Source organism: Methylobacterium sp. J-077 (genome assembly GCF_022829365.1).
Taxonomy (GTDB): Bacteria; Pseudomonadota; Alphaproteobacteria; order Rhizobiales; family Beijerinckiaceae; genus Methylobacterium.
The window spans coordinates 60,587-86,350 of the sequence record NZ_JAKSYJ010000114.1; the positions used below are offsets into that span (position 1 = coordinate 60,587).

The window sequence follows — 25,764 nt, forward strand, 5'->3', positions numbered from 1 at the left end:
GCTCTCAGATTCCGAGATAGGCCCGCCGCACCTCCGGATCGTCGCGCACCTGCGCTGCCGGCCCGGAGAGGATGACGCGCCCGGTCTGGAGGACGTAGGCGCGGTCGGCGATGGCGAGGCTCTCCGCGAGCCGCTGCTCGACAAGCAGAACGGTCACGCCGGCGTCGCGGATCACCGTGACGGCGGAGAAGATCTCGTCGACGAGCTTGGGCATGATGCCCTGCGAGGGCTCGTCGAGCATCAACAGGCGCGGGCGGGTCATCAGCGCGCGACCGATGGCCAGCATCTGCTGCTCACCGCCGGAAAGGGTCCCGGCCCGCTGCGGTAACCGCTCCTTAAGCCGGGGAAACAGTGCGAAGACCCGTTCCAGCGGCGCCTCACGGTCGGCCTTGCTCCGGTGCAGGTAGCTGCCGAGCCGCAGATTGTCGGCGACCGAGAGGCGCGGGAACAGGCGCTTGTTCTCGGGCACGTAGGCGACGCCGCGAGCGGTGATGCGGTGGCCGGGGAGCCCATCGAGGCGGGCGCCATCGAAGCGTACGGCGCCGTCGCACGGCCGCTCGAGCCCGGCGATCGACTTGAGCAGTGTCGACTTGCCCGCGCCGTTGGCGCCGGCCACGACGACGATTTCGCCCTCGGCCACGCCCAGCGACACGCCCTGGATCGCGAGCAGGCCCTGGTAGGCGGTGGAGAGTCCATCGACTTCAAGCAGCACGGTGCCGCTCCCCGAGATAGGCTGTGATGACCCCGTCGTCCCGCACCACGTCAGCCGGCAGTCCCTGGGTCAGGACGCTGCCGAGGTGGAGCACCACGGCCCGGTCGACGAGCGGCATCACCACTTCCATCACGTGCTCGACCATGATCACGGTCACGCCCGTAGCCGCTACGCGCCGGATCAGCGCGACACCGGCCTTGGCCTCGGACGGTGTGAGGCCGGTGAGCACCTCGTCGAGGAGGAGCAGGCTCGGGCCGGTGGCGAGCGCGCGGGCCACCTCCAGGCGGCGCTTCTCGGGCGGCGTCAATTCGCCGGCCACCGCCTCGGCGCGGTGGGTCAGCTCGACGCGCTCCAGGGTGTCCAGGGCGGCGCGGCGGGCGGACGCGGCGGTGGGGTGGCGGGCGAGCGCGCCGACCGTGACGTTCTCCAAGACGTTCATCGAGTCGAAGGAGCGTGGCACCTGGAAGGTGCGTGCGATGCCCCGGCGGCAGCGCTCGGCCGGCGGCAGTCTGGTGATGTCGGTCCCCTCGAACAGAATGCGCCCCTTGCTCGGGCGGTAGACACCCGAGATCAGATTGAACAGGGTGGACTTGCCGGCCCCGTTCGGACCGATCAGCCCCAGGATCTCGCCTCTGCGCACGTCGAGGGTCACGTCGCGGTTGGCGACGAGGCCGCCGAAGGCCAGCGTCACGTCGTCGACGCGCAGGATCGGGCCGCTCGGGTCCGGGCTCACGGGATCACCCCTCCTCGTTGCGCGCTGCGCGCGTACGCTTGAACAGGCTGAGCACGCCCTCGGGGCGGGCGATCGCCACGACCATCACGAGACCGCCGTAGAAGATCAGATCGATGCCGCTGCCGGTGCCACCCAGATAGGAGCGGCTGATCTCGGTGATCGGGATGAGGATCGCCGCACCCACCAGCGCGCCCCACAGGGTGCCGACGCCGCCGAGCACGGCGGGCAGCGCGAAGAGGAGGGAGAAGCGGAAGCTCATCACGCTCTCTGGATCGATGTAAGAGACGTAGGACGCGTAGAGGCCGCCGCCGACCGCGGTGAAGAAGGCCGAGATCGCCGCCGCCGCCATCTTGGAGCGGAACACCTCGACGCCGAGGCTCTGGGCGGCGGCCGGGTCGTCCTTGACCGCGCGCCAACCGTAGCCCCAGCGCGATTCCGCGACGCCGAAGGTGACGAGCCAGGTCGCGACGAACAGGCCGAGGGCGAGATGGGCATACGGGATCTTGTCCCGGGCGAACTGGAGGGTTGCCCAGCTATCCGGATTGAACGGCCACTGCACGCCCATCGCCCCCCCGACAAAGTCCCAGTTCTGCACGAGAAGCAGCCCGGCTTCGGCGATGACGATGGTGGCGATCGAGAAGTAATGGCCGCCGAGGCGGAAGCAGGGCCAGCCGATGGCGAGGGCCACCAAGGCCGCGAGCATTGCCCCGAGCCCGAGGCCCAACCACGGCGACACGCCGTACGTCACGAACAGGATGCTCGTGGTATAGGCGCCGATGCCGAAATACAGGGCGTGGCCGAGCGAGATCTGTCCACAATAGCCGCCCAAAATATTCCAGCTCTGCGACAGGGCCGCGTAGAGCAGGGTCAGGACCAGTACGTTCTGGAGGTAGACGTCCCGGATCGCGTAGGGCAGCGCGGCGAGGCCGGCGAACACGAGCGCGCCGACGTAGAGGCTGCGGCGGCGCTTGGCCGCAAAGCGCCGGGCAGCGTCGTCCAGGCCCGGGGAGACCGCGGGAGCGGCAATCAGGGGCGTGCCGGTCATGTCAGAGCCTCCCGAACAGGCCCTGGGGCCGCACCAGAACCACGAGAAGATAGAGGGCGTAGACGCCCACCGACTTCATGGAGGGCGGCAGAACCACGGCGGTCGCCGCCTCGACCAGCCCGACGATCAGGCCTGCGGCCAGCGCGCCGAAGACGCTGCCGAAACCGCCGAGCGCCACCGTTACGTAGGCGATCAGCGCGAAGGCGCCCCCGACGCCGGGATGGATGTAGTAGAACACGGTGAGCACGGCGCCCGCGAGACCGACGAGCGCCGCGCCGAGCCCCCAGCCGAGGGCGAAGATCCGGTTGCGGTCGATGCCGACCAAGGCGACGGCGCCCTGATCCTCGCGGGTCGCCTCCAGGGCCCGACCGAAATCGGTCCGCGTCATCAGGAGGAACAGGCCGCCGAAGGCCGCCAGCGAGACCAAGGCTCCGAAGACCTGCGGCCAGGGCAGGTAGACGCCACCGAGGTCGAGGGTCTTCCCTCCGAGCCAGGAACCCTGGAGGCTGCGGTAGTCCGGTGTGAACAGATATTGCGCCACGCCCTGGAGCAGGATCGCCAAACCGAAGGTCGCGAAGATCTGCACCATGCCCTGGTTGGCCTTGGCCCGCATCGCGAAGCGGACCACGCCGAAGTAGATGGTGCCGCCCAGCACGAACATCAGCGCAGCGACGAGCGGCATCAGCACGATCGGATCCAGCCCGGATACGAAGACGAGCCCGAAGGTCGCGTACATCGCGAGCATCAGGAATTCGCCGTGGGCGAAGTTGACCACGTCCATCAGGCCGAAGATCAGCGACAGGCCGACCGCGACGAGGCCGTAGATCAGCCCGGTGAGCAACCCGCTCGCCAGCACCTGCACGAGGGCTTGCATCGTCATCGGCGTGATCCCACGCAGGTCCGAGGAAGGGATGATCGAGGGCTGATCGGGCTCACGCGCGGGCGCTCGCTCCGCGCGTGGGGGGCGGCGAGCATGCGCCGAGCGCGATCCGTTCAATCAGACGTTCATGGGCCAGATCGCCGGGGCGACGGCGGCGGCTTCGGGAAACACTGTCACGAACTTGGTGCCGACGTACTGGATCAGGACCGGCGTCGCGTCAGGGTTCTGGCCGCCCGCGTCGAAGATCACCGTCTTCCAGGGCATGATCGTGCGCGTGCCGGGAATGTCGGTCGCCGCGAGGGCCGCGCGCAGCTTGGCGCCGTCGGTTGAGCCGGCACGGTTGAGCGCGTCGGCGAGCACGAGCATCGCCGTGAACTGCCGCGAGGTGTTATCGTTCAGGTCTCGATCGGCGCGCTTCCTGTACATCGCGTTGACGACGCCGACCGAGGGGCGCTTGGCGGCGAGGTCGAGGGAGAAGCTCGCGCGCGAGATCAAGCCCTGGAGCTTGTCGCCGACCGCATCGTACACGGATTTCTCGGAGAATCCCGCCGCCTGGGCGATGATGGCCTTCGGCTTGTAGCCGAGTTCGCCCATCGTCTTGGTGAGCAGGATGGCATCGTTGGTGTAGCAGGTCGGCAGCAGCACGTCGGCACCCGCGGACTTGAGCGCCTGTACTTCCGCGGTCAGCGAGGGCGAGTTGCTCTTGTATTTCACGTCCGCGGCAATCTTGTAGCCGCGCTCATTCGCGAGCTTGCGCTGCACGTTGGACGAATCGATGCCGTAGATCGTGTCCTCGTAGAACAGGGAGACCGAGTCGATCGTCTTGCCCTGCTTCCGCAGGCCGTCCATGAAATCGAACATCGCCGCGGAGAACATCTCGTCGTTGGCGGCCGGGCGGAAGAAGTACTTCAGGTTCCGGCGGCTCAGGCTCGGCGAGGAGGAATCGGCGCAGACGAAGGGCACACCGTAGCGCTCGCACACCGCGCTCACGGTTGCCGAGACGCTGGACTGGTAGGCGCCGACGATCGCGATGACCTTGTCCTGGGTGATCAGGCGCTCCGCCTCGGCGCGGCCCTTCTGCGGGTCGCCCTGGTGGTCGGCGATGACGAGGCGGATCTTGGCGCCACCGAGCCCGTCGAGGCCGGCGCCCTTGGCGGCGGCCAGGTCGAGGTCATGGTTCTCGTTGATTACGTCGAGGGCCGTCTCGAAGGCGCGGCGGGCATCGACACCGTTCTGGGCGCTGGCACCGGACAAGGCGTAGAGCACGCCGACCACCGCCTCGTCGGCGGCCGTTGCGCGGTGGGACCCGAAGCCCGCGAGCGCCAAGACGCCAGCGGCCAGAACTTCGCGACGACGCAGCATGGGGCGTTCTCCAAAGGGTACGGGAGCCGGAATGCGGGATTCACGCCATCGCGAATTCGGTGTTGAGCCGGTCGGTGATGAGCATGCAGCCCGGCGCGTGGGTGATCGCGAAATCTGGGCGGGCCGATGCGATCACCGACTGGGGGGTGACGCCGCAGGCCCAGAACACCGGAATCTCGTCATCGCCGATCCGCACCGGGTCGCCGTAATCGGGAGTGCCGAGGTCGTGGATGCCGATCAGGTCTGGCCGGGCGAGGTGGACGGGCGCGCCGTGCACCCGGGGATAGCGGGCGGTGATCTCCACCGCGCGGATCGCCTGCGCCGGGGTGAGCGGGCGCATCGAGACCACCATCGGCCCGGCGAACGGCCCGGCCGCGACACACGGAATGCTCGTCCGGTACATCGGTACGCGCACGCCCATCTCGACGTGGCGCAGGGGCAGTCCGCCTTCGACGAGGGCTGCCTCGAACGAGAACGAGCAGCCGATGACGAAGGCCACGAGGTCGTCGCGCCAGAGGTCGGCGACCTCCGTCCGCTCCCCGACCACGGCGCCGTCACGCCAGACGCGGTAGCCAGGTACGTCGGTGGCGAGATCGAGGTCGAGACCAAGGTCCGGGATCGTGCGGCTGCCGGGTCGCGACTCGCCGATCACCGGGCATGATTTCGGGTTGCGCTCGGCGAACAGGCGAAAATCGTCGGCCAGCCGCTCGGGAAAGACCGCGAGATTGCCCTGGACGTAGCCGTCGGCGACGCCCGCCGTGCTGCCGGGGATCCTCCCATCGCGGCAGGCGAGCCGGCCCTCGCGGCCGCTCCACATTGCCCGAGCCGTCGGATCGCTCGCGGACATCATCGCCGTGGACGCCATCACCGACCTCCTCTGCCTTCGTATGCGGCAAGCCTATCTGATGGGCACTAGAGATCGAATTATCTTTTTTCATCGAAATCCATAAGTTTGACTTATGGATTTCGACACCAGGCGACGGCGATACTGCGGGCGATCTTGGCGGCCGCCGCCGCGAGCCGGTTATCCGGTACGTTCTCGTAGGTTGCGGTGAAATCGATGTCCGGAAGGCACACGGTCGTGTCGACGACGCGCAGACGCCCATCCGCCAGCTCGTCGCGGACGGTCTCGGCCGGGATCACTCCGACGCCGATGCCCTCCACCGCCATGCGTACGATCGTCGAGAGCGAGGCGCTGCTGTAGAGCCGCGGCGGCGGCAGGTTCGAGCACGCCAGAAGCTCGCGCAGCTGGGCGTAGGGATTGGTGTTCCGTGGATAGGTGATCACAGGGTGCCGCACCAGTTCTGCCAAGCCGATCTCGCCGTCGCCGAAATCGAGGCCGGGCGCGGCGATCCAGGCTATCGAGAACCGGCAGAGAGGGAGGTTGATCAGGTCCGGCGCCGTGATGGGCCCGACGAGGAAGGCGAGGTCGAGCTCGTGGCGTGCGAGGGCGTCGCGCATGTTCGGGGAAACATCGACTGAGAGGTCCACGGCCACGCCGGGATAAGTCCGGCTCATCGCCTCAATGAACCGCATGAGCCACGTGTGGACCAGGGTCTCTGATGCGCCGAGCCGCAGCACTCCGGTCGTCGCGGCGGGATTGGCGATGGCGTCCATCATCTCGGTGCGCAGGCGCAGGAATCGCTCGGCATAGCTCAGGAGTTCACGACCCTTGGGCGTGAGGACGACGGCCCGGGCACCGCGCTCGAAAAGCGGCAGGCCCAACTCCCGTTCCAGCGCGGCGATCCGCTGTGAGACCCCGGGCTGCGTCATGTTCAATCGCTCGGCCGCGCGGCTGAAGCTGCCGAGGGTGGCGGCCCAGTAATAGACGTCGAGGCTCTTCAAGTCCGGCATGGCGGTTCGGATGCAGGGCGTGGGCCGTTCAGGACGGGCACCCTACGCACAGGTGCGATGGAATACCCACGTCGTCGGCCTGTCCATAAATCTGTTCCCGCCGCGACGCGCCTGACCATCGCGACCTCCGCGACCTGGATGCCGCCAGACCGATCAGTCAGCGTCGAAACCTTCATGATCCTGCCACCCACACCGTGGGGAACTGCGTCGGCGAGCCCCGATGCGCGATCCAGCCTTTGAGAACAAAAGCAGTTGTGGCCCGCCTCTGCTCGTCCCGCAGCAAGCGCGGTTCTGGATGCCAGCGAGCGGAGTTTAAAATCAAATCAAGCAACGCGTCAGGACCTTAAAGCTAAAGTCCCGGTAGTACCGCCAGCTCCAACCTGTGGACTGAGCGTCAGCGACGTCCGCTTCGGAGATGTCTGTGACGTACCTCGAATGACCGCGATGGCCGCAAAGCCGTCATGCGTCGTGATCCAAGCGGACGGCCGGTTTCTCGACGTGGCTTCCCGAAAGCAGTCCAGCAGTAACCCGTCCGTTTCAGTCATCCGAATTTTTCTCAACAGCCCATGAAATCGGACGTTCTGACAAAATATAGATTTTTATCAGCATAAAATGCCCAAATATCGGAAACATTGACACCTGAGTTGTAATATTAATTACAAAATTGCCATATCGAACCAACAAAATGTCTGATGCTTGCTGATCTGTAAGGCTGCCGTTGGTGAAATCCGTCATAAAATCTTCATTAACCGTAGCAATGAGAGGTTGATCTTGCGTCGAAGACATGTCGATGCATGGCGATCCGATGCGCCGAAGCCCCTGACTTTCCCGATGATGGCTAAGCGTTTTTGCAAAGCCATGCGGGCGATGAGCCTCATTTCCGATGTCGTTCCTGCAAGCCCAACCGTCCGTCCCAACCTGCGATCGGAAGATCCGCGACGGGGGCCAACTTTCGGTCACGACCGTCACCGTCGTGGCGCTGCTCTTGGGTTCGACCGCGCATGGCGCCGAGCGACCTCGGCCTCAGGTGACGATGGGCGTCGACGGCCGAAACGGCGAAGCCAATGTGCTTTCGTCGAACGTCGCCGCGACACGCGGTCAGAACGGCGGCGACCTGAGCTTGATCGACATCGATACCGCCGTCGCCGGAAGCGACGGCGCCGCGACGATCCAGAGCGGTTCGGTCGGTGGGAAGGGGGGCCGGGGCGCGGCGATCGTCGGATTGGCATCCGTTCCCGGCGCCCGCGGCGGTCGCGGCGGTTCGGTCGCGGTGACGCTCGGAGAGGACGTGGCCGGGCGGGGCGAACAGATCACCGATGGTGCGCAGACGGACTTCAAACCGATCCCCCGGTTCTGGGTTTATTCCAGGGGCGGAAACGGCGGCGACGGCCAGAAGGATGTCGGCGGCGGCGGCGATGCCGGGTCGGCCAGCCTGACTCTGTCGTCGCGGGTCTCGACCGAAGGGCAGGCCTTTCTCGGGGTCCGGGTCAGCGCGGTCGGCGGCAATGCCGGCTTCGGCGGCACCGACGCGGACCAGACCGCGTCCAGACGGGGCGGTTCCGGCGGTCCGGCCGCGCTCACGGTGACGCGATCCGGCCAGGTGATCACCGACGGCGTCGGGGCGACGGCCGTGATCATCGAATCCATCGGCGGCGCGGGCTCGATCCGCGGCAGCGGCACATTCTACAGCAACCCGTTCGTGACGCAGGGTGGCGAAGGCGGCACCGCGCGTCTCGACATGTCCGGGACGATCAGGACTTCCGGCGACTACGCCCTCGGCGGCCTCGTCCAGAGCATCGGCGGCGACGGCGGGAGCCAGCCCGATGCCGGTGGGCAGCCCGGTGCCCGGGGCGGCGACGGCGGTACGGTCACGGTGAACCAACGCGGCACGATCGTCACCGAGGGTGATTACGCCCTCGGCCTGGTCGCACAATCCGTCGGTGGCCCGGGCGGCGAGGGCGGCGGCAGCGTCTTCGGCGGCGGCAAGGGCGGCAATGCCGCCACCGGCGGCGCGGTGACCCTGACCAACAACGGCACGGTGACGACGTCCGGCGCGGGGGCGACCGGTCTCGTGGCACAGAGCATCGGCGGCGGCAGCGCCCTTTCAGCTCTGCCGCTGTCAGCCCTCGAAGTGGTGTCCAAGACCATCGGCGGCGGAGCCGGCGGCATCTCGTACTGGTTCGGCCGCGGCGGTGCCGGTGGCACGGGGGGCACGGGCGGTCCTGCCACGATCATCAACGACGGGGGCCGGATCACAACCGAGGGCGAGACCGCTTTCGGGGCCCTGGCGCAGAGTATCGGCGGCAGCGGCGGCACCGGCGGCGGCGCCTTCCCGGCGGGCGCCTTCTTCTCGGTCGGCCTCGGTGGGAGTGGCGGCGGCGGGGGCGATGGCGGCCTCGCCCGCTTCACCGGCCTGGGCGGCGCGATCGAGACCGGCGGAGACGGATCGACGGCCGTGCTGGTGCAGAGCATCGGCGGCGGCGGCGGGGTGGGCGGCGACGTCAAGAGCGTCGCGGCCGGCGCAGTGATTTCGGCCTCGGTGGCGATCGGCGGCAGCGGTGGGAAGGGCGGCAACGGCGGCGAAGCACAGATCGACAGCAGCACGACCGTGACCACCGCCGGTTACGCGGCGAACGGCCTGTCCGTCCTCAGCATCGGCGGCGGCGGCGGGGTCGGGGGCGTCGCAAGCGCGACGGCGATCACGGCGCCCCTGGTGACGCCGAGCGGCAAAGCGCTGCCGAGCTTCGCCTTCTCGGCCGCGATCGGCGGCTCGGGCGGGGATGGCGGAAACGGCGGCACCGCGGGCGTCGTCAATACCGGCCCGGTCACGACCTACGGCAACGCGGCAATGGGCCTTCTGGCCCTGAGCGTCGGCGGCGGTGGCGGCATCGGCGGCGATGCGGCGGCCTATGCGCTGGCGGTCGCGCCGCCCGGCGAGATGGCCGTGTCCGTGTCAGCGACGCTGGGCGGTACGGGCGGCGGGGGCGGCAATGGCGGCACCGTGAAGGTCGAGAACCGCGGCGTGGTGCAGACCTCGGGGGACGGTGCCTTCGGCATCGAGGCCCAGAGTATCGGCGGCGGCGGCGGCAATGGCGGTGGCGCTACCGCGACGAGCAACAGCATCAGCCTCCGGCGGAACATCGACGTGTCACTGGCCATCGGCGGCACCGGGGGCGGGGGCGGCACCGGCGGCACGGTCACCGTCACGCAGGCCGGGACCATCACGACCGGTGGCACCTACGCCGCCGGCATTCTCGCCCAGAGCATCGGCGGTGGCGGCGGCAACGGAGGCACGAGTTCGACCCTGGCGGCCCCCGGCTTCTCCCTCGACAAGACCGTCAACGACCTCCTCGGCAAGCTTCCCATCGCCGATGCCCTTACGGTGACGACGACGATCGGCGGCGGGTCCGGCACCGGCAACCGCGGCGGCCTCGTCACGGCCACGAACCAGGGCGCGATCACCACCAGAGGTTCGGATGCGCACGGCATTGAGGCGCAGAGCATCGGCGGCGGCGGCGGCAATGGCGGCGGCGCGTCGGGGTCGGCCGCGGGCAAGCTCGCCGTCAGCCTGAAGCTCGGCGGCAAGGGCGGTATCGGCGGCGGCGGCGGGGACGTGGCCGTCACCAACACCGCAGCCGGCGTGATCACCACCTGGGGCGACGGTTCCCACGGGATCCTCGCACAGAGCATCGGCGGCGGCGGCGGCACGGGCGGCAGCATCGCCGCGCGCGCGGACTCCGATCCCGACGCCGTGGGCGCGCTCTGGCAGCAGATCAAGCAGGCGATCGGTGTCGCCGATTACGAAAAATGGGCGAAGGACAAGAGCAACAAGGACGACAAGAGGGCGCTCGACCAGTTTCTCAAGGACATCAAGACCAGCGATACGTACAAGAGCCTGGCCGACAAACTGAAGAATTCGGATTTCGGCAAGGCGCTCAAATCCTACAGCGGCAGCATCAACGGCTACCTGGACGCGCAGAAAAAGGGCGCCGCCAAGCTGCGCGATCTTTCGCTGACCCTGGCGCTCGGCGGTGATGGCGTGCAGGGCGGGAGCGGCGGCACGGTCTCCATCGAGAATGCCGGCACGATCGCGACGCGGGGCATCGGTTCCCACGGCATCGTCGCGCAGAGCATCGGCGGGGGCGGCGGTCAGGGCGGGCTCTCGTTCGCAGAGGCCACCAATAGGGCCAACGGCACGGTGACGCTCGGCGGCTCGGGAGGCAGCGGCAACACCGGCGGCACGGTCAAGATCGTCAACACAGGCCTCGTCGCCACGGCGGAGGACGCCGCCTACGGCCTCTACGCGCAGAGCATCGGCGGTGGCGGCGGCAATGGCGTCGCCGGCGGCGTCGCCAACAGCTCCGCGAATAAGGGCCTGACCCTCAACCTGACCGTCGGTGGGTCCGGCGGGACCGGGGCGCATGGCGGATGGGTCCAGGTCGAGAATCGCGGCACGGTGACCACAACCGGGACCGAGGCGCATGCCGTGGTCGCGCAGAGCATCGGCGGCGGCGGCGGCAGCTTCTACGCGCCGTCCGCCGAGACGGCCGACGCGCAAGGCGATACGCCCGCGGCGGAGGACGGGACGGCAGCCTCCGGGAAGGGGCAAACCAAGCGCGACACCAAGAGCGACGCCCAGGCGCTGACAGACGCGCTGCTCTCGGCGCTCGATATCGAGCGGATCGCCCCTCCTGAGGATCCGGCCGGCGTGTCAGAGAAATCCGGAAGCCTGACGCTCGGCGGCTCCGGACGCATGGCGGGCAACGGCGGCAGCGTGACGGTCGTCCAGTCCGGCACGATCGCCACGAGCGGCTTCGGAGCCGTGGGTATCCTGGCCCAGAGCATCGGCGGCGGCGGCGGCCTCGCCTCGGTCGCGGCCGGCCCGGGCGGCCACAGATACACGTTCGGGATCGGCGGCGCGGGGGGCGCCTCGGGGAATGGCGGTCCGGTCACGGTGAATCTCACCGCGGACGCGCAGGTCTCCACCACCGGAAGCGCGGCGCCGGCCCTGCTGTTGCAATCGATCGGCGGCGGCGGCGGCTATGGCGGCGCGCATCAGGTGATGGGCTACGCGGTTCCCTATGCGCTTCGGGACGGGTCCAGCGGCGATGGCGGGGCCATCCGGGTGACGCTGGACGACGGCGCCGTGATCCGCACCACCGGCGCGCAGTCCCACGGCATCCTGGCCCAGAGCCTGGGCGGCGGCGGCGGCCTGCTCCTCGACCTGTCCGGCCCGGCCATTTCGGCTTCGGCGGCGTCGGGCCAGAGCAGGCCTGGCTCCAGCGGACGGGGCGGCGACATCGACATCAGGTCGACCGGGTCGATCATCGCGTCGGGCCTGGATGCCTACGCGATCTTCGCGCAATCCGGGGTCCAGCGCACCGACGGCAGCCTCGAGCCCGACCCGGCCCGGGGCGGCCGGATCAGCATCCGAGTGGACGGACTCGTCACCGGCGGCAGCGGCCCCGGGGCGGCGATTCGCGTCGATGGCGGTCGCTACACCACGATCGACATCGATCAGCGCGCCGTAGTCAGCGCGGCCTCGGGCCGGGCCATCGTCGGTGCGTTCAGCGCCGGCGAGATCAACAACCGTGGCACCGTGATCGGCAACGTGGACCTGGCCGGCGGTCAGACAGGGGGCGTCACCTTCATCAACGGGGGCTTCCACAACACGGGTGCGACGTCGGCGATCCTACGCACCGGGCCCGAAGGCGTCATCGCGCTGGGTCCGAACGGCCGCCTTAACAACAGTGCCATCCTCGACATCGGCGGGGTCGGTGCGCTCGCCCGGGCGACCGTGACCGGCGATTTCGAGCAGAGCGCCTACGGGCGCCTGCTGGTCGACATCGCACCCCTGGCGCCGCAGGGGGCCCTGCGCAGCGACGTCCTGACGGTCACCGGCACCGCCTCCCTGAAGGGCGTGGTCGAGCCGCATCTCATCGACGGGCTGCTGCCCGGCCGGTACACCTTCCTGCGGGCCAGCCAGATCATGGATGCCAGCGCCATCGCCACCGGCGGAAGCACCCACTCGGGCGCGGTGCCGATCTCCTGGGCGCTCGTGTCGACGGGCGACAGTATCGCCTTGACCCCACAGGCCCATTTCACGGCGCCTCTGGGCGTGACGCTCACCTCGGACCAGCGCAGCGTCGCCCAGGGCCTGCAGGACGCCTGGGACGGCAACACCACCAAGCTCGGAACCCTCTACGGACGCTTCCTCTCAGTCGACAGCCAGAAAGCCTATGCCGCCGCCCTGGACGAGTTGAAGCCCGAATCGAACCAGGACATCCTGACCGACCGGACGCTCGACACCCGCAAGGGCCTCCAGCGGGCCATGAGCTGCCCGGCCTTCACCGGCACCGGCACGCTCCTGCGTGAGGGCGACTGCGTCTGGGGCCGCATCACCAGCGCCCACACCACCCAGTCCGCGACCGTGGACGACGGCGGCTACCACCAGAGCGCGCTCAGCTACCAGAGCGGTCTCCAGACCGAGTTCGCCCCGGACTGGTTCTTCGGACTCACCGGCGCCTATACCCGCGCCATCCAGAGCGACCCGGACCGGATCACCGGGACGACCAGCGATGCCGGCGACGTCTCGGCCGCGCTCAAGCACCAGATCGGCCCCTGGCTCCTCGCGGCCTCGGCCAATCTCGGCTATTCCTGGGCCGACAACAAACGGTTGATCGACTTCGGCGGCATCACCGCGACGGCGCGCAGCAAGTCCGGAATCTTCACCGCGGGCGGGCGGTTGCGGGCGAGCTATCAGGTCCTGTTCGGGGACTGGTACCTCAAGCCCTACGCCGATCTCGATCTGCTCTACAGCTACAGTCCGGCCTATTCCGAGACCGGCGCACCGGGCTTCAACCTCGACATGCGCCCGGTCGCCAAGACGCTGGTGGCGTTCAGCCCGATGCTGGAGATCGGCGGCCGGATCGACCTCGACGACGCGCGCTGGGTCCGGCCCTTCGGCACGCTGGGCGTGACGCTCCTTTCAGACGACCACTTCACGGGCAAAGCGAGCTTCCAGGGCACCGGCGCACTCGGGCTGTTCGCTACGGAGTCGGCGATACCCGATCGGCTCGGCGAGCTGGGACTGGGTTTCCAAGTCAGCCTCGGTGGCGGCATCGAGGTAACCGGCGAGTATCAGGGCCAAGTCGGCGACCACTTTCTCTCGCATGCCGGGACCGCACGCATGCAGCTTCGGTTTTGAGGGCCGGGCATGGTTGGATTTAAGGCTGCCGATGTCATCCCCCAGGGCACGCCTGCTCCACGGCGACTTGGTATGCTCGCGGCTTACGTCACCTCGTGGCTCGGCCAGACCCGAGCCCTGCCCGCGTAGTACTTGTCGAGCGCTATCGTCAGACATCCAAAAGGATTCGACGACGACGGCCGAGCACGCGGACCCGAATTAGGCCAAGGGCCGAAAAAAGGCCGTTCCGGTCGCGCACAGCCGCGGGGGTTTCGAACTCCTGCGCGATGCGGACGACATCTTCCTGCCGAGCAAGCTCTTTCTCGCGTCGGGCTCTGTGACGTCAAAGGTGTTGGGCGGCGGCATGGCTCGCTCGGTATGTGCAGCCCGAATTTGGCGGGATACGGCACGATGTCAAATGAGCAGATCCAATCGAAGCGTAAATGGCTTACGAAAACCGCCGTCGAAATTTGTGCGTCCACATACACGAACGAGAGAAGGGCGCGAAGCTTTCGCATCGCGCCCTTCCAGAAAGCAACTCTATGCTTCGAAGCGACCTAGACTATGGTTCTCTAGGTCGATTCTATGCTTCGTTTCACAACACGCTACAAAAAAAGTCGCGGCGCAACCGCTACGAGCAGCCTGTCGTGCCACCGCACGTGTCGCACTTCAGGCATGTGCCGTTGCGGACCAGCGTAAAGTTCGCGCATTCGGGGCAGGCCTCACCGACATAGCCCTTCATCTTCGCCTCGGCGCGGCGGTCGGCGACGGTGCGCTCGGCCTTGGCGAAGGGGAGGGTGTCGGCGATCGTTTCGGCCTGGGCGGCCAAAGCCGGCTCAGCCTTCAGCGCCGAGGTGCCGTGGATCGCGTGGACTGTCCCGCCGGCTGGGGCCGACTGGCCGGTGCTGGCGGCGCCGACGCCGACCGTTCCGCCCGCCGGGCCGCCCTGGATCAGGGTGAGCCGGTCGGCCGAGCCGCGCAGCAGGCCGCGCGAGACCACCGAGGAGGCCGGCGCGGGCTTGGGGCCCTCGCGGGTGGTGTCGGCCGCTTCGCCGCCGCCGAGCACCGTGCCGCCGATCTCGGCGGGGCTGACATGGGCGAGGTCGGCGCGGCCGAGATACGACACCGCGAGCTCGCGGAACACGTAGTCGAGGAGCGAGGTCGCGTTCTTGATCGCGTCGTTGCCCTGCACGAAGCCGGCCGGCTCGAACCGGGTGAAGGTGAAGGCCTCGACATACTCCTCGAGCGGCACGCCGTACTGGAGGCCGAGCGAGATCGCGATGGCGAAGTTGTTCATCAGGCTCCGGAAAGTCGCGCCCTCCTTGTGCATGTCGATGAAGATCTCGCCGAGGCGGCCGTCGTCGTACTCGCCGGTGCGCAGGTAGACCTTGTGGCCGCCGACCACCGCCTTCTGGGTGTAGCCCTTGCGCCGGGACGGGAGCTTTTCCCGCGACCGGATGTGCTCGACCCGCTCGATCACCCGCTCGACGATTTTTTCCGCGACCTGGGCAGCGCGGGCCGCGGCCGGAGCCTGCAGCACCGCCTCCAGGGCATCGCCGGCCTCGTCGTCCTCATCGGCGATCAGGGCGGCGTTGAGCGGCTGCGACAGCTTCGAGCCGTCGCGGTAGAGGGCGTTTGCCTTCAGGGCCAGGGTCCAGGACAGGCGGTAGGCCGCCTTGCAATCCTCGACGGTGGCGTCGTTGGGCATGTTGATCGTCTTGGAGATCGCCCCCGAGATAAACGGCTGGGCCGCCGCCATCATGCGGATATGGCTCTCCACCGAGAGGTAGCGCTTGCCGATGCGACCGCACGGGTTGGCACAATCGAACACCGGGTAATGCTCGGGCTTGAGGCCGGGGGCGCCCTCCAGCGTCATCGCCCCACAGATATGGGTGTTGGCGACCTCGATGTCTTTCTTGGAGAAGCCCAGGAACGGCAGCAGCTCGAAGGTCGGGTCCGACAGTTTCTCGACCGGGACCTTGAGGGTCTGGGTCAGGAAGTCGTCGCCGAGCGTCCAGCGGTTGAACACGAACTTGATGTCGAAGGCCGATTTCAGCCCCTTCTCCACCGCGGCGATCTTGTCGTCGGAAAAACCCTTGGCCCGGAGGGTCGTCGGGTTGATCGCCGGGGCCTGGCCCATGGAGCCGTGGCCGACCGCGTAGGCCTCGATCTCGGCGATCTCGGATTCGCGGTAGCCCAGCGCCCGCAGAGCGTCGGGGGCGGCCTGGTTGATGATCTTGAAGTAGCCGCCGCCGGCGAGCTTCTTGAACTTCACCAGCGCGAAGTCGGGCTCGATGCCGGTGGTGTCACAATCCATCACGAGGCCGATCGTGCCGGTCGGCGCGATCACGGTCGTCTGGGCGTTGCGGAAGCCGTGGATCTCGCCCAGCTGGAGCGCTCGGTCCCAGGCCGCGCGGGCATGCGTGCCGAGATTGTCCTGCGGGATGTTGGCGTGGTCCAGGGGCACCGGGGCGATGCTGAGGAACTCGTAGCCCTCGGCCTCGCCGTGGGCGGCGCGACGGTGATTGCGGATCACCTTCAGCATCGCGTCGGCATTGTCGTCATAGGCCGGGAACGGACCGAGCTCGGCCGCCATCTCGGCCGAGGTGGCGTAGGCCACGCCGGTCATGATCGCGGTGAGCGCGCCGGCCAGCGCGCGGCCCTCATGCGAGTCGTAGGGCAGGCCCATGGTCATCAGAAGGCCGCCAATATTGGCGTAGCCGAGGCCGAGCGTCCGGTAGCGATAGGACAGCTCCGCGATCTCCTTGGACGGGAACTGCGCCATCAGCACCGAGATCTCGAGCACCACCGTCCAGAGGCGGTTGAGGTGCTCGAACGCCTCGACGTCGAAGCGCTTGGCCTGCCGGTCGTACAGCGTCAGCAGGTTGGCCGAGGCCAGGTTGCAGGCGGTGTCGTCCAAGAACATGTACTCGGAGCACGGGTTCGAGGCCCGGATCCGGCCGCCCGCCGGGCACGTGTGCCAGTCGTTCATCGTGGTGTTGAAGTGCAGCCCCGGATCGGCCGAAGCCCAAGCCGCCTCGCCGATCTTCTCCCAGAGGTCGCGGGCCTTCAGGGTCTTGGCGGTCTTGCCGGTGGTGCGCTGGGTCAGGTGCCAGTCGGCGTCGGAATCGACCGCCCGCAGGAAGTCGTCCGTGAGCGAAACCGAGTTGTTCGAGTTCTGGCCGGCGACCGTCAGGTAGGCCTCGGAATCCCAGTCGGTGTCGTAGACCGGGAAGTCGATCTTGGTGAAGCCCTGACGCGCGAACTGTACGACGCGCTTGATGTAGGCGTCCGGCACGGAGGCCTTGCGGGCGGCCTTGATCTCGCGCTTCAGGGCCGGGTTGCGCTCGGCATCGAAGCAGGCGTCGCCCTCGGCCTCGCACTGGGTGCAGGCCTTCATGACCAAACCGAGATGCTTGGAGACGACCTTGGAGCCGGTCACCAGGGCGGCGACCTTCTGCTCCTCCTTCACCTTCCAGTCGATGAACGCCTCGATATCCGGGTGGTCAATATCGACGATCACCATCTTGGCCGCGCGGCGCGTCGTGCCGCCGGACTTGATCGCGCCGGCCGCCCGGTCGCCGATCTTCAGGAACGACATCAGGCCTGACGACTTGCCGCCGCCGCCAAGCTTCTCGTTCTCACCGCGAAGCGCGGAAAAATTCGAGCCGGTGCCGGAGCCGTACTTGAACAGGCGCGCCTCGCGGACCCAGAGGTCCATGATGCCACCGTCGTTGACGAGGTCGTCCTGCACGCCCTGGATGAAGCAGGCATGCGGCTGCGGGTGCTCGTAGCTGGAGGCCGAGCGGGTCAGCTCACCGGTGCGGTAATCGCAGTAGAAGTGACCCTGGCTGGGGCCGTCGATCCCGTAGGCCCAATGCAGGCCGGTGTTGAACCATTGCGGGGAGTTCGGCGCCACCATCTGCTTGGCCAGCATGTAGCGCAGCTCGTCGAAGAACGCGGAGGCGTCCTCCTCGGAGGAGAAGTAGCGGCCCTTCCAGCCCCAGTAAGTCCAGCAGCCGGCGAGGCGATCGAACACCTGCGTGGCGGAGGATTCCGAGCCGATGCGCTCTTCTTCCGGCAACGCGCTCAACGCGGCCTCGTCGGCGACCGAACGCCAGAGGAACGACGGGACGTCATTCTCCTCGACCTTCCGGAGGCGCGCCGGCACGCCGGCCTTGCGGAAATATTTTTGGGCCAGCACGTCGCTGGCGACCTGGCTCCAGCTCTCCGGCACGTCGATGCCGTCCAGGCGGAAAACGACGGAGCCGTCGGGATTGCGGATCTCGCTCAGGGCCTTGCGGAACGGAATACCCGTGTAGGGCGACTGTCCGGCCGTGGTGTAGCGACGCTCGAACCGCATGAAACACACCTCTCCCGTCGGGACACGGATGTCCCGGCCCCGCTCGACGCGGGGACGATGCCCATTAAGGGGGTCGCGTTCGCCCGCCCCCGGGAACCGGGCACGCGGCGAGTCAGCGAAGATGAATCAGAGGCGGTCGAACCTGCCGAAACGCACCACAGCGGCGGCGCGACCGATGCAGAGACATTACCGCCGCCATCGCTCTCACGTCAACAAGTGGTGTGCAGCCGGCCGGTTCCCCGCTAGATGTTGTGCTGGCAACCAAAAGCCTGTGGATATCTGGAGCGACTCGGATAAGTGCCCTTCCGGCATTCGGGATTCCGATCGGAAAAATTTTCGATCCACACCCCTAAGTAGAGGCGCGACATTGGAGCCCGCGAATACGCCGCAGCTGGCGGAGACGGGCGTTGCGGCACAGCGACAGTTGGGCCGAACCGCTGGACTCGAGCGCGCGTGCTCACCATAACGGCGTCACGAGGCGCCCGCGCGGCGCGGCTTGAAACCGGGACCGGCGATGGCGCTGAAGGACACTTTGCTGCGCGTCTTCACGTGGTGGAACGGCCAGACCGTCTCGCTGGCGCTCCAGACCGCGCGCACCGGCATCTTCGTCGGCGAGGATGATTTCGGAAACAAGTATTACAAAGCCGAAGGTGCGCTGATCGACCGCTCGGTCGGCTCGGAGCGGCGCTGGGTGGTCTACAACGGCTACGCCGACGCCTCGAAGGTGCCGCCCGGCTGGCGCGGCTGGCTGTGCCACAACGTCGACCTCGCCCCGAGCGAGGAAGACTACACGCCGCGACCCTGGCAGCAGCCCCACGTCGAGAACCAGACCGGGACGCCAAACGCCTACCGGCCGCAGGGCTCGCAGCTGTCGTGGGGCCAGCGGCCGGCCGCGACCGGCGATTACGTGTCTTGGACGCCCGGCGAGTAGGCTTGCGGCCCCGGCGCCCTTTTGCCGCCACCGTTCCGGTGTTCACCTCGGAGCCATCCGATCCGACCGCCGCACCCGTGACGGCGCGACCGGCCTCCCTCTAGAGCCTCGTCCCGGATCCGGGCCGGTGCCCTGGGGTCCTTGTCTCGCATCGTCGCCTGCCGAAAGCCGGCCGCCCGCTTTCATGACGATGCTTTAGGGGTCCGAGCCTTGAGCCGCACCAAAGCCCTCGCACGCCCCATACTGGCCCTCGGTCTGGTCGCCGCCATCGGCGCCGGCCCGGCCACGGCCGACAAGATCAAGAATCCGACCGCGGTCTTCTCCGGCCTCGACAAGATCACCGGCCGCATCGTGTCCTTCGAGGTCGCCGTGGACGAGACCGTGCAGTTCGGGTCGCTGCAGATGACCCCGCGGGTCTGCTACACCCGTCCGCCGACCGAGAGCGCCAAGACCACGGCGTTCCTGGAGGTCGACGAGGTCACCCTCGACAACAAGTATCGCCGGATCTTCACAGGGTGGATGTTCGCGTCGAGCCCGGGCCTGCACGCGATCGAGCACCCGATCTACGATGTCTGGCTGGTCGACTGCAAAGGCGGCAGCGACGTGATCGCCGAGGCGAAGGAGCAGGAGGACGTGCCGGCGGTGGCTGCCAAGCCCGAGAAGGCGAAGCGCCCCGGCCGGGATGCGACCAAGACCGCCCAGCAGCTCAACGCCGCGGGCCAGGTCGATGTCGAGGGGCCGCGCGGCGTGCCGGTGCAGCCGCGCCAGAAACCCTCGCGCAAATTCTTCCCGTCGAACGAGGGCCCGGCCCCGGCCCCGCCGCCCCCGCCGCAACCCCAGAACCTGTTCGACGCGATCTTCCGCTAGGTCTCGGCGGCGCCCAGCGCCGCCAGCACCCGCGCGCCCGGCACGGAGCCGTCGCAGGGCCAGACGTTCCAGTCCGCGATCTCGTCTAGGGCGCTGGCGAGCCTCCGCTTGTAGACGTGCCGCGGAAGCTCTTCGGCGCCGAACTGCGTGAGGTGTTCGGTGACGAACTGGGTGTCGGCGAGACGGTAGCCGCCGGCGCGCAGGCGGGCCATCAGGTGGACGAGGGCGACCTTCGAGGCGTCGCGCACCTCGTGGAACATGCTCTCGCCGAAGAACGCCGCCCCCAGCGAGACACCGTAGAGGCCGCCGACAAGGCGCCCCTCCGCGCCCGCATAAACCTCGACCGTGTGGACGTGGCCGATGTCGAACAGCGCGCCGTAGAGTTCGCGGATGCGGCCGTTGATCCAGGTCTTCTCGCTGTCCCGGCGCGGAGCGGCGCAGCCGCTGATCACCCCGTCGAAATCGGTGTCGCAGCGGACCTGGAACTGGTCGGACCGCACGGTCCGGGCAAGGCGCCGGGATACCCGGAACCCGTCCAGCGGCAGGACGCCGCGCGCCCGCGGCTCGACCCAGTAGAGGGTCGGGTCGGTCGCATCCTCGGCCATCGGAAAGATGCCCGCCGCGTAGGCCTTCAGCAGGATCTCGGGTGTGATGTCCACGCGGGTCGGATCGTGCATGAAGCGAGTGTCGCGCGGCGCCGATCCAAATGCCAGAGCCGGCACCGGACTTGATCGCCGCAAGCGCGAAGCCTGATCCCGCCCGGCCTCAGACCTTCATGCCGCCAGCGTCCAAGAAGTGCTCAAGCCAGTGAATGTCGTAGAGGCCGTTCTGGACGTCCGGGTTGCGGACCAGGGTGCGGAACAGCGGCAGGGTGGTGTCGATGCCGTCGATCACGAATTCGTCGAGCGCCCGGCGCAGGCGCATCAGGCACTCGTTGCGGGTGCGGCCGTGGACGATCAGCTTGCCGATCAGCGAGTCGTAGTGCGGCGGAATCCGGTAGCCCTGGAACGCCGCCGAGTCGACCCGGACGCCGAGGCCACCGGGGGTGTGATAATGGGTGATCTGGCCGGGGGAGGGCCGGAAGGTCTCGGGATGCTCGGCGTTGATCCGGCACTCGATGGAGTGACCCTCGACCTTGATGTCGGATTGCGAGACCGAGAGCGGGCCGCCCGAGGCGACCTGGATCTGCTCGATCACCAAGTCGATCCCGGTGATCATCTCGGTGACCGGATGCTCGACCTGGATGCGGGTGTTCATCTCGATGAAGTAGAACTTCCCGTCCTCGTACAGGAACTCGACGGTGCCGGCGCCGAGATAGCCCAGTTCCTTCATGGCGTTGGCACAGATGCCGCCGATCTCGGCGCGCATCGATTCGTTGAGCGCCGGCGAGCCGCCTTCCTCCCAGACCTTCTGGTGGCGGCGCTGAAGCGAGCAGTCGCGCTCGGCTAGGTGCACCGCGCCGCCGCGCCCGTCGCCCAGCACCTGCACCTCGATGTGCCGGGGCTTCTCCAGGTACTTCTCCAGGTAGACCGCGTCGTCGCCGAAGGCGGCCTTGGCCTCGGACCGGGCCATGCCGATCGCCTGCTCCAGATCGGCCTCGGTGCGGGCGACCTTCATGCCCCGCCCGCCGCCGCCGGCCGCCGCCTTCACGAGGACGGGGTAACCGATCTCGGCCGCCACGCGCTTGGCCGCGTCGGCATCCTCGATGCCGCCCTCGGAACCCGGGACGCAGGGGATGCCGAGCTTCACGGCCGTCCGCTTGGCCTCGATCTTGTCGCCCATGGTGCGGATATGCTGCGCCTTGGGGCCGATGAAGCCGATCTGGTGATGCGCCAGCACCTCGGCGAAGCGGGCATTCTCAGACAGGAAGCCGTAGCCCGGATGCACCGCATCCGCCCCGGTGATCTCGCAGGCCGCGATGATCGACGGGATGTTGAGATAGCTGTCCCGGGCGGCGGGCGGCCCGATGCAGACGCTCTCGTCGGCGAGCCGGACATGCATGGCATCCGCATCGGCGGTGGAATGGACCGCCACGGTGGCGATCCCGAGTTCCTTCGCCGCCCGCAGGATGCGCAGGGCGATCTCGCCGCGGTTCGCGATCAGGATCTTGTCGAACATCGAACCCTTAGAACATCGTGGCGACCGGAATGGATCGCGCAGGACGATCTATCCTCTTGTTGCGCAGCGTTTTCCAGGGCCGAAGCGAAAGCCGGTCCGGCGGAAGACGCCCAAATCCCCCTGCGGCGAGGCGATCACCGCCTCGTCGCGGGACGCGGACCGAAGCGCGGAGCGGACTCACCGCCCGGCACTTCGCGAAAAACTCCGTCGTCGCATCGTCGTCCGGACGCCGGCCGAAGCCGTCCGGGAGGATGCGTCAGGCGATGACGAGCAGGGCCTCGCCGAACTCGACCGGCTGGCCGTCCTCGACGAAGATCGCCGTGACCGTGCCGGCCCGGGGGGCCACGATCTCGTTGAAGGTCTTCATCGCCTCGATGAGGAGCAGCTTGTCGCCGGCCTCGACCTTCGAGCCGACATCGATGAACGCCTTCGCCTCGGGGGAGGGGCGCAGATAGGCGGTTCCGACCATCGGCGACGGCACCGAGCCGGCTTGCGCGCGGGCGGGCTCGGCCGGGGCGAGGGCACCGGTCGGCGCAGCGGCCGCCGGTGGGGGCGCCACGGCGGCGATGGGCGCGGGCGCCGCGACCTGGACGCTCACGGGCTCGAGGCGCCGCACGACGCGAATGCGCAGATCGCCCTTCTCGACCTCGATCTCGGACAGGCCGGTCTCGGTGACGAGGTTGGCGAGTTCGCGCACGAGCTCGGAGTCGATGGGATCGTTCTTGGGCATCCGGCCTTCTTCGTATCGCGCAGCGGCGGTCGGTTCATCCGGCATGCGCGCTGGCACTCGATCACAGCCTCATGGCTGGCGGCTCTTAGACGAAGGCGGCCCGCCGCGACAAGGCCGCGCAGTCCGCCATCCGCCGGTGGGTTGGTCCGGCCCGACGCCTCAGCAGGAGGCGTGGCCGCATTGGCGCACATCCGCGATAGTCTTGCGGATCGGATCGACGCCGACGGCGCCGGGAATCACCTCGTCGCCGACGATGAAGGCCGGGGTGCCCGAGAGGCCGAGCCGGTCGCCGAGCCCGCGATTCTCGCTGAGCGCGGCCTTCACCTCGGGGGACGCCATGTCCTTCTGTAGCTTGGTCGTGTCGACGCCGAGGTCCTTGGCGACCTGGATGGCGCGGGCGCCGTTCACCCGGCCCTTGGTCTCGAGCAGTTTCTGGTGGAACTCGAACAGCTTGTCGCCCTTGAGCTGCTGGCGCACCGCGACCGCGACCTGGCTCGCCTCAAGCGATTCCGGGCCCAGAACCGGGAAGTCCTTGATCACCACGCGCAACTTCGGGTCGGTCTTGATCAGGGTCTGCACGTCGCCCAGGGCCTTGCGGCAATAGCCGCAATTGTAGTCGAAGAACTCGACCAGCGTGACGTCGCCCGTCGGGTTGCCGGCGACCACGTCGTGCGGGCCGTTGATGAGGGCCTCTCGGGCCTCCTTGAGGGCCGCACTTTGGGCGAGGCGCTGCGTCTCCGCCTGCTGCTTCTCGGCCTCGGCCAGAGCCTCCTGCAGCACCTCCGGATGCTTGATCAGGTAGTCCTTGACGATCGCCTCGATGCCGGCGCGCTGCGCGTCCGTGAACGGGGCGGCGGCCGTGGGCCCGGCGGATTGCGTGGCGTCCTGCGCCGAGGCCGGGACGGCGGCGAGACCGAGCGCCAGGGCCAGCGCGGGCAGGGTGCGGTTGAAGAGCATGGATCCTCGCTTGCGCGGCAAGCCGGCCCGCGCGTGGCGCGAGCGGTAGAGGCTGGGTTAGGCGTTTTCGCGGCGCCGGGTCAAATCACGTCCCCGGCTCGCGGATTCCGCCCGCCGCGCGTAACCCGGTTCGTCATGCCCAAGCTGTTCCGCGCCTTCTGGCTGCGTCCGCACCTGCTCTGCGCGATCATGGTGGCGATCCTCGCCGCCCTGCTGGCGCCGGGCCTCGATCCGGGGATGCGCCTGCTCACCGGCTGGTGCGCCGGCGTGATCGTCCACGCCGTCCTGATCGTGCGGCGGGCGACGGGACAGACCCGGGACGCCATGCGCCGCGAGGCCGCCCGGCTCGACGACAGCGCCGGGGTGATCACCGTCTTCGCCCTGCTCGCAGCCGCGGCGAGCCTCGGCTCGGTGGCGGTGCTGGTGGTCGGCGGCCGCATCGCCGGAACCGGCGAGCGCTTCGCCCTGGCGCTCGCCGGAACGAGCCTGCTCTGCACCTGGGTGTTCGTGCAGATGATCTTCACGGTGCATTACGCCCACGTCTATTATGGCGCGGAGGACGAGGCCGGCGCCGAGCGCGGCGGCCTCGATTTCCATGGCGAGACCGAGCCGGATTTCTGGGACTTCTTGTACTTCACCGTGACGATCGGTGCGGCGGCGGCGACCTCGGACACCAACCTCACCAGCAGGCGGATGCGGCGGATCGCGACGGTACAGACCATCGGAGCCTACCTGTTCAACACCGGCATCCTGGCACTCGTGGTCAACATGGCCGCCGGCCTCGCGCCGCACTGAGGCCGGTTGAGGCCGGGGCCGCCAGGGTCTAACCCCGGCGCTCCGCCGACTCGCCCTCGCGCCCCGTTAGGACCGCATGATCTCGATCTCCCGGCGGGCCGCCGCCGTCCAGCCGTTCCTCGCCATGGACGTCATGGCCGCCGCCGCCGCCAAGGCCCGGCGCGGCGACGACGTGGTGCGCATGGAGGTCGGCCAGCCCTCGGCGCCCGCACCTCGCGCGGTGATCGCGGCGGCGCAGGCGGCCCTCGCCACCGGCCGCGTGCCCTATACCGAAGCGCTCGGCCTGCCGGCCCTGCGCGAGCGCATCGCCCGGGATTACGCCGACCGCTACGGCGTCGCGGTGAGCCCGGAGCGGGTGGTGATCACAACCGGCTCCTCGGCGGGCTTCGTGCTCGCCTTCATGAGCCTGTTCGATGCCGGCGCCCGGGTGGCGGTGCCGCAGCCCGGCTACCCGGCCTATCGCAGCATCCTGGCGGCACTCGACCTCATGCCGGCCCCGATGGTGCTGCGCGAAGAGGACCGCTTCGCCCCCACCGCCGCCCTGCTGCGGGAGACTCATGCCCGCGCCCCGGTGGCCGGCGCCCTGGTGATGAGCCCGGCCAACCCGTCCGGCACGGTGATCACGGAAGACGCGTTGCGCGACCTCTGCGCGGCCACCCGCGCGCTGGGCCTGCCGCTGATCTCGGACGAGATCTATCACGGCCTCAGCTACGGCGTGCCGACCGTCACCGCCCTGCGGTTCGATCCCGACGCGGTGGTGATCAACTCGTTCTCGAAATACCACTGCATGACCGGATGGCGCGTCGGCTGGATGGTGGTGCCGGAGGTCCTGGTCCGCCCGATCGAGCGGCTGGCGCAGAATCTCTACATCTCGGCGCCGTATCTCTCGCAGGTCGGCGCGCTGGCGGCCTTGGACGCATCGGAAGAACTCGACGCGGTGCGCGACGGCTACGCCCGCAACCGGGCGATCCTGCTCGACGCGCTCCCGGGCCTCGGCCTCGGGCGCGTGCACCCGGCCGACGGCGCCTTCTACCTCTACGCGGACGTGGCAAACCTCACCAACGATGCCACCGGCTTCTGCCGAAGGATGCTCGACGAGGCCAATGTCGCAGCGACGCCGGGGCTCGATTTCGACCCAGATCTCGGCCACCACCACGTCCGGTTCTCGTTCGCCGGGTCCGAGGCCGAGTGCCAGGAGGCGGTGGCGCGGCTGCGGACTTGGCTGCGCTGA

The 25,764-nt window shown here is 68.5% G+C and carries 18 protein-coding genes; 5 read left to right on the forward strand and 13 right to left on the reverse strand.

Features of this window, described 5'->3' with window-relative positions:
* Positions 1 to 4 precede the first annotated feature (4 nt).
* The 8 genes from MKL11_RS11625 to MKL11_RS11660 all read right to left on the reverse strand — a co-directional run bounded on the left by MKL11_RS11625 (position 5) and on the right by MKL11_RS11660 (position 7,555).
* Positions 5 to 712: an ABC transporter ATP-binding protein gene (locus MKL11_RS11625; protein WP_409565847.1), complete on the reverse strand. Its 708-nt coding sequence runs from the start codon at positions 710 to 712 to the stop codon at positions 5 to 7.
* Positions 702 to 1,445, reverse strand: a complete 744-nt coding sequence (locus tag MKL11_RS11630; RefSeq protein WP_243943387.1) for an ABC transporter ATP-binding protein — start codon at positions 1,443 to 1,445, stop codon at positions 702 to 704. The genes MKL11_RS11625 and MKL11_RS11630 overlap by 11 nt, the downstream gene beginning before the upstream one ends.
* Before the next feature lie 4 nt (positions 1,446 to 1,449).
* Entirely contained in the window at positions 1,450 to 2,490 is a 1,041-nt protein-coding gene (locus MKL11_RS11635) for a branched-chain amino acid ABC transporter permease (RefSeq protein ID WP_243943389.1), read from the reverse strand.
* Between the two features lies 1 nt (position 2,491).
* Complete coding sequence (locus MKL11_RS11640) at positions 2,492 to 3,370, reverse strand: branched-chain amino acid ABC transporter permease (protein WP_243943390.1); 879 nt, start codon at positions 3,368 to 3,370, stop codon at positions 2,492 to 2,494.
* 117 nt (positions 3,371 to 3,487) lie between these two features.
* The gene (locus tag MKL11_RS11645) at positions 3,488 to 4,732 is read right to left on the reverse strand and encodes an ABC transporter substrate-binding protein (protein ID WP_243943392.1); all 1,245 of its coding nucleotides are present in this window, start codon (positions 4,730 to 4,732) and stop codon (positions 3,488 to 3,490) included.
* Between the two features lie 40 nt (positions 4,733 to 4,772).
* Complete coding sequence (locus tag MKL11_RS11650) at positions 4,773 to 5,582, reverse strand: putative hydro-lyase (protein ID WP_243943877.1); 810 nt, start codon at positions 5,580 to 5,582, stop codon at positions 4,773 to 4,775.
* Positions 5,583 to 5,689: 107 nt separating this feature from the next.
* Complete coding sequence (locus MKL11_RS11655) at positions 5,690 to 6,586, reverse strand: LysR family transcriptional regulator (protein WP_243943394.1); 897 nt, start codon at positions 6,584 to 6,586, stop codon at positions 5,690 to 5,692.
* A 537-nt stretch (positions 6,587 to 7,123) separates the two neighbouring features.
* Positions 7,124 to 7,555, reverse strand: a complete 432-nt coding sequence (locus MKL11_RS11660; RefSeq protein ID WP_243943396.1) for a hypothetical protein — start codon at positions 7,553 to 7,555, stop codon at positions 7,124 to 7,126.
* A 97-nt stretch (positions 7,556 to 7,652) separates the two neighbouring features.
* Between MKL11_RS11660 and MKL11_RS11665 the strand changes: the two genes are divergently transcribed.
* Complete coding sequence (locus MKL11_RS11665) at positions 7,653 to 13,793, forward strand: autotransporter outer membrane beta-barrel domain-containing protein (protein ID WP_243943399.1); 6,141 nt, start codon at positions 7,653 to 7,655, stop codon at positions 13,791 to 13,793.
* A 610-nt stretch (positions 13,794 to 14,403) separates the two neighbouring features.
* Here the strand turns inward: MKL11_RS11665 and MKL11_RS11670 are convergent.
* A complete protein-coding gene (locus MKL11_RS11670) occupies positions 14,404 to 18,135 on the reverse strand; it encodes a vitamin B12-dependent ribonucleotide reductase (RefSeq protein ID WP_243943401.1) in 3,732 nt (1,243 codons plus the stop codon).
* Between the two features lie 514 nt (positions 18,136 to 18,649).
* On the opposite strand from MKL11_RS11670, the gene MKL11_RS11675 reads away from it, so the two are divergent.
* Together MKL11_RS11675 and MKL11_RS11680 are read left to right on the forward strand one after the other, a co-directional pair.
* Entirely contained in the window at positions 18,650 to 19,066 is a 417-nt protein-coding gene (locus MKL11_RS11675; RefSeq protein ID WP_243943404.1) for an NADH:ubiquinone oxidoreductase subunit NDUFA12, read from the forward strand.
* Positions 19,067 to 19,276: 210 nt separating this feature from the next.
* Entirely contained in the window at positions 19,277 to 19,933 is a 657-nt protein-coding gene (locus MKL11_RS11680) for a DUF2155 domain-containing protein (RefSeq protein WP_243943406.1), read from the forward strand.
* Here MKL11_RS11680 and aat read toward each other — a convergent pair.
* From aat to MKL11_RS11700, 4 genes are all read right to left on the reverse strand, one after another.
* Positions 19,930 to 20,610: a leucyl/phenylalanyl-tRNA--protein transferase gene (gene aat, locus MKL11_RS11685; protein ID WP_243943409.1), complete on the reverse strand. Its 681-nt coding sequence runs from the start codon at positions 20,608 to 20,610 to the stop codon at positions 19,930 to 19,932. The two genes, MKL11_RS11680 and aat, sit on opposite strands and share 4 nt — an antisense overlap.
* Positions 20,611 to 20,698: 88 nt before the next feature.
* Complete coding sequence (gene accC, locus MKL11_RS11690) at positions 20,699 to 22,051, reverse strand: acetyl-CoA carboxylase biotin carboxylase subunit (protein WP_243943418.1); 1,353 nt, start codon at positions 22,049 to 22,051, stop codon at positions 20,699 to 20,701.
* Between the two features lie 256 nt (positions 22,052 to 22,307).
* Entirely contained in the window at positions 22,308 to 22,781 is a 474-nt protein-coding gene (accB, locus tag MKL11_RS11695) for an acetyl-CoA carboxylase biotin carboxyl carrier protein (RefSeq protein ID WP_243943420.1), read from the reverse strand.
* Between the two features lie 159 nt (positions 22,782 to 22,940).
* Positions 22,941 to 23,738: a DsbA family protein gene (locus tag MKL11_RS11700; RefSeq protein WP_243943422.1), complete on the reverse strand. Its 798-nt coding sequence runs from the start codon at positions 23,736 to 23,738 to the stop codon at positions 22,941 to 22,943.
* Between the two features lie 135 nt (positions 23,739 to 23,873).
* Between MKL11_RS11700 and MKL11_RS11705 the strand changes: the two genes are divergently transcribed.
* Positions 23,874 to 24,533 carry a DUF1345 domain-containing protein gene (locus MKL11_RS11705; RefSeq protein ID WP_243943424.1) on the forward strand — a complete coding sequence of 220 codons (660 nt, stop codon included), beginning with the start codon at positions 23,874 to 23,876 and terminating at the stop codon, positions 24,531 to 24,533.
* Between the two features lie 76 nt (positions 24,534 to 24,609).
* Positions 24,610 to 25,764, forward strand: coding sequence for a pyridoxal phosphate-dependent aminotransferase (locus MKL11_RS11710; RefSeq protein WP_243943429.1), 1,155 nt, complete (start codon positions 24,610 to 24,612; stop codon positions 25,762 to 25,764).

Coding starts and splice junctions, on each gene's coding strand:
- aat (WP_243943409.1), bottom strand. CDS start 20,610: ATGCACGATCCGACCCGCGTGGACATCACACCCGAGATCCTGCTGAAG.
- MKL11_RS11700 (WP_243943422.1), bottom strand. CDS start 23,738: ATGCTCTTCAACCGCACCCTGCCCGCGCTGGCCCTGGCGCTCGGTCTC.
- MKL11_RS11655 (WP_243943394.1), bottom strand. CDS start 6,586: ATGCCGGACTTGAAGAGCCTCGACGTCTATTACTGGGCCGCCACCCTC.
- MKL11_RS11640 (WP_243943390.1), bottom strand. CDS start 3,370: ATGACGATGCAAGCCCTCGTGCAGGTGCTGGCGAGCGGGTTGCTCACC.
- MKL11_RS11670 (WP_243943401.1), bottom strand. CDS start 18,135: ATGCGGTTCGAGCGTCGCTACACCACGGCCGGACAGTCGCCCTACACG.
- MKL11_RS11710 (WP_243943429.1), top strand. CDS start 24,610: ATGATCTCGATCTCCCGGCGGGCCGCCGCCGTCCAGCCGTTCCTCGCC.
- accB (WP_243943420.1), bottom strand. CDS start 22,781: ATGCCCAAGAACGATCCCATCGACTCCGAGCTCGTGCGCGAACTCGCC.
- accC (WP_243943418.1), bottom strand. CDS start 22,051: ATGTTCGACAAGATCCTGATCGCGAACCGCGGCGAGATCGCCCTGCGC.
- MKL11_RS11650 (WP_243943877.1), bottom strand. CDS start 5,582: ATGATGTCCGCGAGCGATCCGACGGCTCGGGCAATGTGGAGCGGCCGC.
- MKL11_RS11645 (WP_243943392.1), bottom strand. CDS start 4,732: ATGCTGCGTCGTCGCGAAGTTCTGGCCGCTGGCGTCTTGGCGCTCGCG.
- MKL11_RS11675 (WP_243943404.1), top strand. CDS start 18,650: ATGGCGCTGAAGGACACTTTGCTGCGCGTCTTCACGTGGTGGAACGGC.
- MKL11_RS11635 (WP_243943389.1), bottom strand. CDS start 2,490: ATGACCGGCACGCCCCTGATTGCCGCTCCCGCGGTCTCCCCGGGCCTG.
- MKL11_RS11705 (WP_243943424.1), top strand. CDS start 23,874: ATGCCCAAGCTGTTCCGCGCCTTCTGGCTGCGTCCGCACCTGCTCTGC.